This is a genomic window from Sphingobacterium alimentarium, from assembly GCF_004342685.1.
Classification (GTDB): domain Bacteria; phylum Bacteroidota; class Bacteroidia; order Sphingobacteriales; family Sphingobacteriaceae; genus Sphingobacterium; species Sphingobacterium alimentarium.
This window is the reverse complement of the sequence record NZ_SMBZ01000045.1, coordinates 17,028-30,627: the sequence shown is the minus strand read 5'-3', so window position 1 is coordinate 30,627 and position 13,600 is coordinate 17,028. Positions and strand designations below refer to the sequence as shown.

The following is a 13,600-nucleotide window of genomic DNA, read 5'->3' as shown; positions in this document are numbered from 1 at the left end:
GTGGACACCCTTGTCCTAAGCTAACACTTCCCACTGTAAAGGCGTGTTCGGGACTTACACCCTAGAGTTATTGCACATGCTGGGCACACAAAAAAAAGCATCTTACTTTTCGTAAAATGCTTTATATCAATAACTTTAATTTAGTTCTATTTAATAAACTTCAATACTTCTGAAGGAACCAAAGTATCCACTACCCCACCATTTGCTAGAATGTCTCGAACAATAGTAGAAGAAATATGTGCAGTTCCCGATCGACTTAACAAGAAATAAGTTTCAATCTGCGGTGCTAATATGAGATTATTTTGTGCAATAGCATTTTCAAAATTAAGGTCGTTGCTATTACGAAGACCGCGCAGGATGAATTGAGCATTTACTTTCTGGCAATAATCCACCGTAAGTCCGGTAAACGTATCCACCACTATTTTCTCATTTCCTGAATACAATGCATTTATTGCCTGCTTACGCACATCAAATTCCATCAATCCTTTTTTGGAAGAATTGACTCCTATGGCAATATAAATTTTATCAAATAGCGATAGCGCTCTATCCACCAGATCTTTGTGCGCATTCGTAAATGGATCAAATGATCCCGGAAAAACTGCTATTTTCATATTTACTTGTTTTGATAAAAACTAAAGGATGAATAGCCATACTTTCTTGTTTCCACAAATAGTGGATGCTCGACCAACTTACGTGTTGATGGGTGTTCCACCACCAATATACCACCTTCTTCCAAGAGTCCATTATCCAATATCATCTGCGGCAATTGAGGCAACTGAGCTACATCATAAGGGGGATCGGCAAATATAAAGTCGTAACTATTTTTGCAAGCACTTACGAACTTAAAAACGTCGGCCTTGCGAGTCTTTATATTCAATTCATATTGCTTTGCGATATCTTTAACATAAAACAGACATTTGCTATGAATATCAACTGCATCTACCTCGGGAGCTCCTCGAGAAGCAAGTTCAAAGGAAATGTTTCCAGTTCCACAAAAAAGATCTAAGCACGAGGCCTCCTCCCAGTTGATCTGGTACTGCAAAATATTAAACAATGCTTCTTTAGCTATATCTGTTGTCGGTCTGACAGGCAAATTAGTAGGAGGATACAACCTAATGCCACCGATCTTTCCGCCTATTATTCGCATAATGTCAAATCTACTAAAATGTTTAATTCAGCTATAGATTCTTTTACCTCCTCATTTTCGGTTTTCCATACCGCCGTAGATTGCACTTCTTCCACTTGGGAAGTATAGTAAGCTAGTCGATCTCCCCACTCCGAATCTTTGGAAGCACCACTCAATAATATTTTAGGAATGCTGCCGTGAAGCCCGAAATTTTTGATAATACTCAATACATAAAAACTCAAATCGTCCGGTGTCTGTATTTCAAATGTATTATAGAGACGGATTTCATTATTCACTAACAAAAATATATCGGCTAAAGTATCATATATATGAATGCCTAATACTTCCGATTCCTGATTATTTCTATTTACTGCATTTTTGATTACCGGCAGAAACGTAGGAAACAGCTGCGCATGAGGAAAAGCATTATGCCACCTATTCTCCAACATAGAATCGAATTGATACAAAGCAGTGATACCATGCCCTTCAATTTCTTTAAAGGCTACGCGCTCTATGCGGGGATCCAGGAAATGTTCGGTATATAGCGCTAAATCTCCTGGTTCAAAAACCTCTGTCGGTACCCAAAGAAGATTTTGATGTGGGAGGCTGATGTACACTTGCTCGAAGGGTAAGCCTAATATTTTCGTAGCTTCAGGCGTAGGACTTTCGTTAGAATACACCATATTCACCAGTACATCATTATCCGGACCTAATACGATGATATGGTCACTATGCAGGTTACTTTGCACATACAAAGTGTATGAAGGAATATAATGATAATGAAAATCTTCTGAAATGTAATTCATGAAATATATGTTATATAATAACACCACGACGATGTGCTTGGTAACAAAATTAGCTTTTACAATTGAATTGACAAACCTTTTTGAATAACTTTGGATGTGTACATAAAAAATCTCCTAGCGCAACAATTTCAATGGTCTCCTACAGCACAACAGGATGAGGTATTTTGCCTATTAGCGGAATTTTTACATATTTTTTCCAGAGAATCTTGTTTTATACTCAAGGGCTATGCCGGAACGGGTAAGACGACAATTATTTCGGCATTAGTGAATGCCTTACCCATGCTACAAAAAAGATCCGTCCTCTTAGCTCCTACGGGTCGTGCAGCCAAAGTAATGAGCGCCTATTCGGGAAGAAGAGCGTTGACCATTCATAAAAAAATATACCGTAAAAAGAACGCCGCTTCCTTACAAATGGATTTTGATATTGCCGAAAACCTGCACGAAAACACGCTTTTTATAGTGGATGAAGCTTCTATGATTTCAACAGAAGGATTCACCCTCTATTCCAATGGACTGTTGGCGGATTTGATTCAGTATGTGCAAGCAGGTCAAAACTGTACACTTATGCTCGTTGGCGACACAGCCCAGTTGCCACCTGTTGGATTAGATTACAGCCCGGCGCTGGATATCGCTTACATAAACTCGACTTTCAACTTGCAGGTGATGACTTACGAAATGACGGATGTAGTTCGTCAGGACAAGGGGTCGGGTATACTTTTTAATGCCACCAAGATTCGTAACGAAATCAAATTGGACGAAGAATCTCCTACTTATTCTTTCCCTCAATTTATAACTCAAGGATTTGTCGATATATTTAGGATGAACGGCGATAGACTCATCGAAGGTTTACATTATGCCTATGATAAATATGAAATTGAAAATTGTATGGTCATCTGTCGATCCAATAAATCGGCTAACCTGTATAACAAGCATATCCGCAATCAAATATTATTTCGCGAAGAAGAAATCACTGGCGGCGATATTGTGATGATTGTCAAGAATAATTATTATTGGTTGCAGCAACATGATGAAAAACATACTGGATTCATTGCGAATGGCGACATGGCGGTGATCAAAAAAGTCAGCAATGTCCATGACATGCACGGTTTTCGTTTCGCGGATCTGTATTTGGAATTCATGGACAACAATGAAGGTGATGCCATTCGATGTCGCGTCTTGCTGGATAGCTTGCACGTCGATGCGGCACAATTGCCCTATGAGGATCAACAAAAACTTTATCAAAGCATAGCGCGTGATTATGAAGATATCCCTACCAAAAAAGATAGAATGGAAGCCATTAAAAAAGATCCCTATTACAATGCGTTACAAATAAAATTTGCGTACGCTATAACTTGTCACAAAGCCCAAGGTGGACAGTGGCCACTAGTTTTCATCGATCAAGGGTATATGACCGACGAAATGTTGACTACAGAATTTCTAAGATGGTTGTACACGGGCATTACCAGAGCTACCAAGGAACTTTTCCTAGTCAACTTCAACGAAAAATTCTATTAAAAAAGCGACAATAGTTGCTTTTTTAATTTTATATAGTTACTCGTCCTCCAGTAGCAGGGATAGTTGCCCCAGAAATATACGAGGCCGCTTCGGATGCTAAAAAGACATAAATTGGAGCAATTTCGGAAGGTTGCCCCGGTCGTTCCATCGGGGAATTATCTTTACCAAAGGTCTCGTGGTCCGGAATCGTGCTAGGAATCAAAGGCGTCCAAACCGGCCCTGGAGCTACTGCATTTACGCGGATGCCCGACTTGTCCTGCATAAACATCTGGGCCAAGCTCGCAGTAAAATTTTGTATGGCTCCTTTGGTGGCAGCATAGGGCAGCAACGTCGGGTTTGGATCATATGCGTTCACCGAGGTAGTATTTATAATGGAACTCCCTGCTTTCATATGAGGTTTGGCATGTTTTACTAAGTAAAACATAGCCCGGATATTCGTATCAAAGGTCTTATCCCACTCTTCGGTGTCGATTTCGTTTATATCTTCGTAAGTCATTTGATAAGCAGCATTATTCACCAGAATATCAATCTTATCAAATTTCGCTATCGTCTTCTCAATAATTTTACGACAGTGATTCTCGCTGCGTATATCCCCTCGAATTGTAAAACCCTCTACCCCTGCTTTTTTCACCCATTCCAAAGTATCTGCAGCATCTTGGTCTTCCACTTTATCCTTATAGGAGATGACGACGTTAGCCCCTTCTCTCGCCATAGCTATAGCTACTGCACGTCCTATTCCGGAATCGCCGCCCGTAATGACACAGACTGCACCTTTCAATAATTCTCGCCCTACATAGCTTTCTTCGCCATGGTCGGGTATTGGATCCATTTTAGAAGTCACACCCGGTACTTCTTGCGGCTGCTTCGGAAATGGTGGTTGAGGATATTTTTGTATCGGATTGTTCAATTTCTTACTTTTCATAGACTTTAAGCTAAATTCACATACTCAGTATTAACAACTGAACTTCCAGACTGTTCAAATAAATATCTCTATCCAAAATTTTACAAGCAAAACCGTATTACCTCATCGAGATAGATTATTTTAGTGAATTAATTATTAATACTAAGTAACCTTTATGAAATACCTTTTCACTGGTCTACTAGCTTTATCTTTTCTTTTTGGAAATGCCCAAGAAAATAAGGACAAAGTAAGACCTAATTACGAATTAGCAGCAAAATTTAGTCCTGCGAAACTGAGAACAATGATATTCTCAACGGATGTAAAGCCGAATTATATCAATTTTTCAGACAAATTCTGGTATGAATACAGTACCTCCTCAGGTAAAAACTGGTACCTCGTAGACCCGGCTGCCCGTAAAAAAACTACGCTATTTGACAATGCGGAAATAGCTGCTCAAGTGACCGCAATTGTGCGTAACCCCTTTGATGCGCAGCATCTTCCTTTACAGAATTTAAGATTCGTAGACAAGAGTGACAAAATCATACGTTTTGAAGTGCAAAGCACAAAGGACACGGTGAAAAGTCAAGAGGAAATTAAAAAACTGACCAACAAAAAAGACACATTAAAAAAGAAATTATTTCACTTTGAATATGATATTGTATCGAAGCAGTTGAAAGAAATCAGCGATACCACGAAGGAAAAATCAAAACCTAACTGGGCTATTTTCAACCCCGATACGACGCGTGTGTATTTTGCAAAAAATTACAACATCTATTGGATGGATTACCAAAACTATCAAAAAGCCATCAAAGATGAAAAAGACTCCACCATTGTGGAGCACCAAGTAACCACAGATGGTGTACAATATTATGCTTGGGGTGGTGATCAATACAGTACAACGACAGGAGATGCAAAATCTTTGCTCGAAGAGCAACGCAAACGCAAGCCAGTACGTCTCAACTGGTCTCCGAATGGCCGAAACTTTGTGATATCTCGTAAAGACAACCGTCATTTATCGGCGCTATGGGTCATCCATAATGTGAACAATCAACGTCCGGCATTAGAAACTTACAAATACCTCATGCCAGGTGAAGTCGACTCCACGGAAAATGAATTGTTTATCTTTGATACAGCAAACCACAACGCTAAAAAAGTAAATATTGGGGCATTCAAAAATCAAACTCTTTCGCTTTGGAGCAAAGATCAAAGTAAAGACAATTACAAAGGCAAGCATTACATCAATTATTGGTTAGGAAATGACCAAGAGTTTTACTTAGCACGATCTTCACGTGATTTGAAAAAAATTGATGTGGTAGCTGTTGATTTAAATGGCAATGTGCGTGTGCTGGTAGAAGAGCGTATGAATGTGTACCAAGACATTCAAAAACCAAAACTTATAGCTGGAGGCAAGCTGTTTATCCACTGGTCACAGCGCGACGGTTGGGGACACTATTACTTATACGATATCAATGGCCAATTAATTCATCAGATCACCAAGGGTGAATTTCATTGCAACGATCTTTCAGCGTACCAAGAATCTACAGGTACCATATTTTTCCAAGCGAACGGTCGAGAGAAAGGTGTAGACCCATATTACAACTTCCTATATTCTGTAAACAAAAATGGTGGAGCTATTAAACTTCTAACGCCGGGCGAATATGACCATCAGCTTGAAGGTAATGAACATGCCAATTACTTCATTGACAACTTTTCGCGTGTCAATACCGTGCCACAGTCCAATCTGTATTCTTCCACGGGACAATTGATCATGAAATTAGAAGAAGCTGATCTTAGTCAATTATTTGCAGCTGGTTATAAATTTCCTGAGCCATTCAAAGTGAAGGCGGGCGACGGGATTACAGATCTTTATGGGGTGATGTATAAGCCATTTGATTTTGATTCGACCAAAACTTATCCACTGATTGAATATGTATATCCAGGACCACAGACCGAAGCGGTAAACAAAAGTTTTGGAAGAAGCATGGATAGAATCGATCGTCTAGCACAAATGGGATTTGTAGTGATCTCGGTGGGTAACCGCGGTGGGCATCCTGCACGTTCGAAATGGTATCATACCTATGGCTACGGCAATTTGCGTGACTATGGATTAGAAGATAAAAAAGTAGCCGCAGAGCAATTGGCCAATAGACATTCATTTATAGACATCAACCGTATCGGTATCACTGGACACTCGGGTGGCGGATTTATGTCCACAGCAGCTATGTTGGTGTACCCTGATTTCTTCAAAGTAGCGGTATCGGGTGCTGGTAACCATGAAAACAATATTTACAATCGCTGGTGGTCCGAACGTCACCATGGCGTACAAGAGGTCGTTTCCGAAAAAGGCGATACAACGTTCAACTATTCGATCACAAAAAATACTGAACTTGCTAAAAATCTGAAAGGAAAATTGTTAATTGCAACAGGTGATGTAGACAACAATGTGCACCCAGCAAACTCTATTCGTATGATAGATGCGCTAATCAAAGCCAACAAAAGATTTGATTTCGTGCTTTTACCGGGTCAGGCTCATGCGTTTGGCAATATGACGGAGTATTTCTTCTGGAAAATGGCGGACTACTTTAGCGAACATTTATTAAATGAATCCAAGATGCACGAAGTCGACATGACCGAAATAAACCGAGAACGACCGTTAACACGATAAACTCAATAATGCATCCACAAAGAATACAACAAATAACAGAAGCACTATTTAACAACAGTGCTTCTGTTATTAAAAGAGGAATTCTCAAATATGTAACACTAGAAGAACTCCTAACTCTATCTTTGCATCCCGATGAAAGAACCGCATTCAGGGCAGCTTGGGCGCTCGAACATGTTCTACAAGCCGATGGCAGCAAAGACCTATTATCCCAATATTCCTCTATTCTTAAGATATATAATCAAAGCCACAACTGGAGTGTACTGCGAAGTATATCCAAACTTATTATGCTTATTCTTAAAGATCGGAAGACGCTGGATAGCATGCCAGAATCTTATGTGGAAAATATACTTAACACGACTTTTCGCATCCTAGAAGACCAATATTGTCCGGTAGCCGTGCGGTGCAATACCTATGATATCCTATATGCTTTCGTCACCCTACATCCCTGGATAGCCCATGAATTAAGACAGATTATGCAGCTGGATTTGGAGAAAAATGAAATGCCTGCTCTCAAGAGCAGGGCTAAAAAGGTAATGCAACGTCTAGAACGAATAGCGAAGACCTAAACTATAAAAGTTATAAACATCGTTTGCGCTGTTTATTAAAGTACCATCTGCATTATATGGTGTATAACCATCCAATGCATCATTTCCAGAAAAATTAATCTGCGCTTTCAAGACAGCACTCAATACATTTCCTCTATAATTATTGTGCTGATAATTTAGGGGGAAAGCTGTACCAAAATTCAAAGATGGTAACACCAAAGAACGGGTTCTTTCTTTGAATGTAGGATATCCATATTCATTAACCTCCTCAATCACACCATAAGTGCTTGTATTGTTCACATCACGGTAGATATAATCATAATTATTAATCACATATAAAGCACCTACCCCTATAAATAACGATTCCGCGAAGAGGTCGCCGAAAGTAGGTCTGCCATATTTTTTAGGCGAAAAGAACTCGAATGGATGTATTGTTGCCACCACTCCTCCAGCTATATAATCATTGTCTGATTGTCTTGGAACAGCTGAATTAATCGCATCTGTCTTTAAGGAGCCAAACTGACTTTCCAATCCAAAATACAATCCTTTAATAAATGAGTAATCAAATTTGATTGTTCCTGCCGAACCAAGTGCGTTATTTTCATTGACGTCACCATACAAGCGCGTGATACCATATCCTACTGTAATATGAAATTGTCTACCACCATCTGCTTTACCAGACAAAGGAGGACAATACTGAGATATCGCTAGAAATGGTGTCGTAATTAGAACTGAAAGAATCAATAAAAGCCTCATAATATTAAAGTTAGTTAGAACAATGTATTTCCTTTATTAAAGTTTGTTTTCCCCAGATGACGATATGCACTCTCCGTACATTCTCTTCCTCGGGATGTACGCATGATATAACCCTCCTGAATCAGAAATGGTTCATACACTTCTTCTATCGTACCCTCATCCTCGCCCACTGCCGTAGCAATAGTCTTCAGTCCTACCGGACCACCCTTGAATTTGTCGATAATCGTCAATAATATACGGTTATCCATCTCATCCAGTCCATGTTCATCGACATTTAAGGCATTCAGTGCATACTGGGCAATCGCTTTATCAATATTGCCATTTCCTTTTATTTGGGCAAAATCACGCGTACGACGCAATAAGGCATTGGCAATACGCGGCGTACCACGACTCCGACGTGCTATTTCGTAGGCTCCTTCTTCACTAATGGCAGCTCCTAAAATACTAGAAGAACGCTGAACAATATTGGTCAACAGCTTCGCGTCATAATATTGCAGACGAGCGTTGATACCAAAACGCGCACGCAGTGGAGATGTTAACAAGCCAGAACGTGTGGTGGCTCCTACCAAGGTAAATGGATTCAAAGAAATTTGGACTGAACGTGCATTGGGACCTGTCTCCAGCATGATATCGATCTTAAAATCCTCCATTGCCGAATACAAATACTCTTCCACGACAGGTGAAAGTCTATGGATCTCATCTATAAACAAGATATCACCTTCTTCCAGATTCGTCAGCAATCCCGCCAAATCGCCAGGTTTGTCCAGCACGGGTCCAGAGGTAATCTTTATACCTACACCCATTTCATTCGCGATAATATGGGATAATGTCGTTTTACCAAGTCCTGGGGGACCGTGCAGCAATACGTGATCTAATGCTTCACCACGCAGCTTGGCCGCCTGAACGAAAATAGATAAATTCTCTAGAATCTTAGCTTGCCCTGTGAAATCGTCAAAAGTTTGCGGACGCAAAACTCTTTCCATTTCCTTATCGGTTGGATTCAATCTTTCGGGATTCGGATCGAGATTTTCGTTCATTATTTATAGCTTTTGAATAAGGATTCTAACTTCAATTGTATTACACCAAAAAATGCCTCTCTAAAAATACGAGTACTCATTTTGGATTCTCCCAACGTTCTGTCTGTAAAGATGATGGGAACTTCTACCACTCGAAAACCATATTTGATGGATTTAAACTTCATCTCAATCTGAAAGGCATAGCCCACAAATTTAATTTCATCCAATTTTATGGTCTCCAGCACCTTGCGGTGAAAACAAACAAAACCGGCCGTAGCGTCTTGAATATCAATTCGGGTAATCAAACGTACATATACTGACGCGAAATAAGACATCAATACACGACTCATGGGCCAGTTAACGACGTTCACGCCTTTGATGTACCTCGAGCCAATTGTCATGTCCGCACCATCAAGCGCAGCCTGACGCAGGCGAATTAAATCTTCTGGATTATGACTAAAATCGGCATCCATCTCAAAAATATAAGTATAGTCTCGAGCTAATGACCATTTAAATCCATGGATATATGCTGTTCCTAAGCCCAACTTCCCTTTTCGCTCTTCGATATACAACTTCCCTTCATATTCTTGCATCAAGCGTTTCACCACGTCCGCCGTACCATCCGGAGAACCATCATCCACCACCAACACATGGAATGAAATAGCTAATGAAAAAACCTTTCGAATGATATTTTCTATATTCTCAATCTCATTGAAAGTCGGAATTATTACTATACTATCAGCCACTATTAATTATCAAAATATAAGATACAAAAATAACAAAATAACTAGCCTATAAAAGTTATTTTTATGTACATCTCCTTGTGCATGTCTATTAATTCACACCATGCATTAGCTTTTTCACGAGTGGCGAAATTGCGATCAACACTATACCTGCAATAACAGAATAATGACCTAACTGTTTATAACTATCCGTATATGTAATTAATTGTTCCACTAATGAAGATCCTGCGCGAGCCTCAGCCATATTAGCACCGATAAGTCCCGCTACATATTGTCCGTACGCACTGGCCAAAAACCACATTCCCATCATGATACCTTGCAGACGCGCTGGCGATAATTTGGTCATGATGGACAAACCTATGGGTGACAAGCATAACTCACCTACTGTAATGACCAAAAGAGCTATGGAAAATATATCCAAAGAGGCTATTCCATCTACAGCGAAAAACTTCGTTCCGAAAAGCACATAGTAACCTAATCCCAAAAAGATAAATCCTAATCCAAATTTGATAATCGTATTGGGCTCGAAGCGACGTCTTGCCATCCATATCCACATGATACCAAATAGCGGCGCTAATGCTATGATAAATAATGCACCTCCTGAATTGTTAACCCCATTTGGATCTAGATGGACTAATCCTCCTAAAATCGAATCGTTTAAATTCTTGGCAGCGAAAATGCTTAGCGACCCACCACTTTGTTCGTAAATACCCCAAAAAATGATAGAGAATAAAATAAACACCAACACTGCCCACAACTTATTACGTTCTACCTTTTCGACTTTTGACATTTCATAAAATAAATATATCAACGTCAATGGACCAATCGTATACATGAAGTAATCCGTATATTCAGTCTTTGAAACCATTAATTGAATCAGCGGAATCAGTAATAACGTACCTAAATAAACGGCATATTCAACCCATTTGGGTAATGCTCGCGTCTTCACAATAGCATCCGGATGACCTGGTTGCAATCCAATAGGCCCCAAATGTCTTTTGGTAAAATAAAAGTTTATCAAACTTATCAGCATGCCTATTGCCGCCAAGCCAAAGGCTACATTCCATCGGTGAGCTTCATCAATAACACTGCCTAGTATATACCCCTTTCCGATGGCTACACAAATGTAACCACCTAGAAAAGCACCCAAATTAATTCCTGCATAGAACAAAGAAAAACCTGCATCTCGGCGGCTGTCTCCATCTTTGTATAGCTCCCCTACCATGGTCGAAATATTTGGCTTGAAAAATCCTGTTCCAATGATGATAAAAGACAATCCGAAGAAAAAATATTCGTGAGGACCTATCGATAGAAAAACAGACCCTAAAATCATTAATAAACCACCCCAAAACAAGGACTTCCGAAAGCCTAATATCTTGTCGGCAAAAAGTCCTCCTACAAATGTAAATGCATACACAAAAGCCTGCGTAGCACCATACTGTAAGTTAGCTTCTTTCTCTTGAAAATTAAGTTGAGAGATCATAAAAAAAACCAACATACCGCGCATGCCATAAAAGCAAAAACGCTCCCACATCTCCGAAAAAAACAAACTCCAAATTTGTTTCGGATATTTACCTTCAAAGGTTTGAACCTCCTCTAAGGTCTGATTCTGATTATCAGCCATTTTATTCCTAAAAAAAAATGCTCCCAATTTAATTAGGAGCTTTTAAATATTTTATTTTACGCCGTGCATCAATCGTTTAATTAAAGGATGCAATGCCATTACAATTAGTCCGGCTGCGATTGGGACAATAGTAAAGATTAAAAAGAAAGTGCTTAGTGAATATTGATTGGTAATATTCTCAATTTGACCACCTAATATAGCGGCTAATTTATTTCCTATAGCAATTGCTAAATACCACATACCAAACATAAAAGCAATCATACGCGCAGGAACTAATTTAGACACGTAGGATAACCCTACCGGTGATAAGCACAATTCGCCCAAAGTATGGAACATATAAGCTAACACCAACCAGATCATCGAAACTTTGATGCCATCTTGCACACCGTATGCACCGAAGGCTAACAGTCCAAATCCTATTGCCATAATGATTAGACCCAAGCCGTATTTTACTGCAGCAGGAGGATTAAATTTGGAATCCCAAATTTTGGAAACATAATTCGCAAATGCGATAATAAAGAATGAGTTTAAGATCGAAAACCATGAAACGGTAATCTCCGATGACTCCGCCGTAAATTCCTTATACAACATCCACCCTGCTATAGCCCATATTGCCGCAAAGCAAATAAATTGGACGATATTGGAAAGTGGCGCTTTTCCATAAGTAGCTTTAGTAAGCTTTGCCACAACGTATGTTATTAAAATTAAAGGTACGACTGTTAATAAGGTATTTACTACATTGAATATGGTCAATGAACTGCCCGATAGCGAGCGATCTACATTATCACGCGCAAAAATCACTAACGATGAAGCACCTTGCTCAAAAGACATCCAAAAGAATATAACGAAGAAAGCAAAAATGATTACGGCAATCATACGATCGCGAACCACTTTTGTGTATCGAGTTAATCGCGAGATCACCACAAATAAAAACAGAACCAAAGCTGACATAATAGCTACATCCTGACCTGCGAAGTCCCCTACTTGTAGGATAGATAAAATATCAATTCCTGCGATTTTTGATAAAGGGTCATTAAATGCATAAGCCAAACCTATTGTAGTCATTAGAACTATTAAAATAGTATCCAGCGTGGTAAATGGATTAGGTTTGTCATCTAAATTATCCGAAGTGGATTGTTGAAGTTTGGTAGCGGCTTTTTGTTCCGCAGTTGGAGGATCACCGATTTTACCAAATATAGGCTTCGCATACCAAAATTGTAAAGTACCCAGAAACATAAATATACCTGCTAGACCAAAGCCCCAGTGCCATCCTACTTTTTCAGCCAAATAGCCACAAAGCATCATCCCGAAGAACGCCCCAGCATTAACGCCCATATAAAAAATGGTGTATGCGCCATCCTTCTTCTGCGGAAAACTCTTATACATCTCAGACAAAATAGAAGTCATATTAGGTTTGAAAAAACCCGTTCCGACCACCAAAGCGCCTAATCCTAAGTATAGAAATAAAGGAGAGTCAAAGGCCATAAAAAGGTGACCCAAAGTCATAATAGCTGCGCCAATTACGACGGCCATACGATATCCTAAATATTTATCTGCTAGAATACCACCAAAAATAGGTGTAATATACAATAGCATGGCATAAGTACCATATAAAGCTCCAGCTTGTACTGGATCCCAACCCCAGCCCGAGAAAGGGCTTCCTACTAAAATAGCCGAGGTTAAAAAATTAATTAATAATACGCGCATCCCATAAAATGAAAAACGCTCCCACATTTCAGTAAAAAACAAAACGAAAAGACCAGAAGGATGACCTAACACCAAGCTTCCGTCAATTCCTTGCTTTTCTAATTCTGCCGAAAATGAACTGTCCGTATTTTGACTCATTATTTTATTTTTTCAATTACGAGTCAAAAATACAATTTCACTTTGAAATCATATAGTA

Annotated in this window: 12 protein-coding genes; 3 read left to right on the top strand and 9 right to left on the bottom strand. The window is 39.4% G+C overall.

Annotation, left to right across the window (positions count from 1 at the left end):
• Nucleotides 1-146 precede the first annotated feature (146 nt).
• From coaD to EDC17_RS13800, 3 genes are read right to left on the bottom strand one after another with little or no spacing between them, the layout of a single operon-like run.
• Nucleotides 147-611, bottom strand: coding sequence for a pantetheine-phosphate adenylyltransferase (gene coaD / locus EDC17_RS13810; protein WP_132778650.1), 465 nt, complete (start codon nucleotides 609-611; stop codon nucleotides 147-149).
• A 2-nt stretch (nucleotides 612-613) separates the two neighbouring features.
• Complete coding sequence (locus EDC17_RS13805) at nucleotides 614-1,147, bottom strand: RsmD family RNA methyltransferase (protein WP_132778649.1); 534 nt, start codon at nucleotides 1,145-1,147, stop codon at nucleotides 614-616.
• Entirely contained in the window at nucleotides 1,138-1,932 is a 795-nt protein-coding gene (locus tag EDC17_RS13800; protein ID WP_132778648.1) for a DUF3822 family protein, read from the bottom strand. Before EDC17_RS13800 ends, EDC17_RS13805 begins: the two co-directional genes overlap by 10 nt.
• A 96-nt stretch (nucleotides 1,933-2,028) precedes the next feature.
• On the opposite strand from EDC17_RS13800, the gene EDC17_RS13795 reads away from it, so the two are divergent.
• Entirely contained in the window at nucleotides 2,029-3,447 is a 1,419-nt protein-coding gene (locus EDC17_RS13795; RefSeq protein WP_132778652.1) for an ATP-dependent DNA helicase, read from the top strand.
• Nucleotides 3,448-3,475: 28 nt separating this feature from the next.
• Here EDC17_RS13795 and EDC17_RS13790 read toward each other — a convergent pair whose 3' ends face one another.
• Entirely contained in the window at nucleotides 3,476-4,369 is an 894-nt protein-coding gene (locus EDC17_RS13790) for an SDR family oxidoreductase (RefSeq protein ID WP_132778647.1), read from the bottom strand.
• A 154-nt stretch (nucleotides 4,370-4,523) separates the two neighbouring features.
• Here EDC17_RS13790 and EDC17_RS13785 point away from each other — a divergent pair, with 154 nt between their 5' ends.
• Together EDC17_RS13785 and EDC17_RS13780 are read left to right on the top strand one after the other, a co-directional pair.
• On the top strand, nucleotides 4,524-7,013 hold the full coding sequence (locus tag EDC17_RS13785) for a S9 family peptidase (protein ID WP_132778646.1): 2,490 nt from the start codon (nucleotides 4,524-4,526) through the stop codon (nucleotides 7,011-7,013).
• 8 nt (nucleotides 7,014-7,021) lie between these two features.
• The gene (locus EDC17_RS13780) at nucleotides 7,022-7,579 is read left to right on the top strand and encodes a hypothetical protein (RefSeq protein WP_132778645.1); all 558 of its coding nucleotides are present in this window, start codon (nucleotides 7,022-7,024) and stop codon (nucleotides 7,577-7,579) included.
• On the opposite strand, the gene EDC17_RS13775 is transcribed toward EDC17_RS13780, so the two are convergent.
• The 5 genes from EDC17_RS13775 to EDC17_RS13755 all read right to left on the bottom strand — a co-directional run bounded on the left by EDC17_RS13775 (nucleotide 7,556) and on the right by EDC17_RS13755 (nucleotide 13,542).
• Nucleotides 7,556-8,314, bottom strand: coding sequence for a hypothetical protein (locus tag EDC17_RS13775; RefSeq protein WP_132778644.1), 759 nt, complete (start codon nucleotides 8,312-8,314; stop codon nucleotides 7,556-7,558). The two genes, EDC17_RS13780 and EDC17_RS13775, sit on opposite strands and share 24 nt — an antisense overlap.
• Before the next feature lie 14 nt (nucleotides 8,315-8,328).
• Nucleotides 8,329-9,351: a Holliday junction branch migration DNA helicase RuvB gene (ruvB, locus tag EDC17_RS13770; RefSeq protein WP_132778643.1), complete on the bottom strand. Its 1,023-nt coding sequence runs from the start codon at nucleotides 9,349-9,351 to the stop codon at nucleotides 8,329-8,331.
• Entirely contained in the window at nucleotides 9,351-10,076 is a 726-nt protein-coding gene (locus tag EDC17_RS13765) for a polyprenol monophosphomannose synthase (protein ID WP_132778642.1), read from the bottom strand. The genes ruvB and EDC17_RS13765 overlap by 1 nt, the downstream gene beginning before the upstream one ends.
• 88 nt (nucleotides 10,077-10,164) lie before the next feature.
• On the bottom strand, nucleotides 10,165-11,697 hold the full coding sequence (locus EDC17_RS13760) for a peptide MFS transporter (RefSeq protein ID WP_132778641.1): 1,533 nt from the start codon (nucleotides 11,695-11,697) through the stop codon (nucleotides 10,165-10,167).
• A 51-nt stretch (nucleotides 11,698-11,748) separates the two neighbouring features.
• Complete coding sequence (locus EDC17_RS13755) at nucleotides 11,749-13,542, bottom strand: peptide MFS transporter (protein WP_132778640.1); 1,794 nt, start codon at nucleotides 13,540-13,542, stop codon at nucleotides 11,749-11,751.
• Between the last annotated feature and the right edge of the window lie 58 nt (nucleotides 13,543-13,600).